General features: G+C 46.7%; 1 protein-coding gene. It reads left to right on the top strand.

Features of this window, described 5'->3' with window-relative positions:
• Positions 1-308 precede the first annotated feature (308 nt).
• The coding region (locus TALK_RS22235; RefSeq protein WP_211274879.1) for a hypothetical protein at positions 309-493 on the top strand (185 nt) is incomplete at its 3' end.

Genomic DNA, 493 nt, shown 5'->3' with positions numbered 1-493 from the left:
GCAATCCGATTATCGACAAGCTGATGCAGGCTTGGGATCAGGTGATTGTACGAAATGGGAATTCAAACGATTTTGCAAATATGCCTGCCTATCGCGACGCTTTAATGCAGTGGCCGAGTATGAACGGCAATGCGCATCATGTTGATTTAAATACGTGATGCCAAAGGCGTAGGTTTTCTCACCCGCGCCTTTGGTCAAGAGTCATTAAAGTATGGCCCGCAGAGTTAAATCTAATTGCAGTTTAAGGTTGCAGGTAATAATATAAATTCTCCTCAACCTCAAACCTCTAATATGTGCAAGGGGCGTTCATGACCTCTATTTCGGGATTTTTGTCGAACAGCTATTCCTATTTGTCGTCAAACGCGGGGCAAAAGCAGTCTGCATCGTCAAAATCGGAAAGTGCCAGTGCTCCGACGGAAAAAACAGCGCCGGAAACGGCAAAGACGGCGTCCGGTACTCTTACCAGTGCCGCGGTAGCAGCAAGAGAAAAGAT

The organism is Thalassospira alkalitolerans (genome assembly GCF_002115745.1).
Taxonomy (GTDB): Bacteria; Pseudomonadota; Alphaproteobacteria; order Rhodospirillales; family Thalassospiraceae; genus Thalassospira; species Thalassospira alkalitolerans.
Note: the sequence above shows the minus strand (reverse complement) of the source record. Positions and strands in the feature narration are given on the sequence as shown.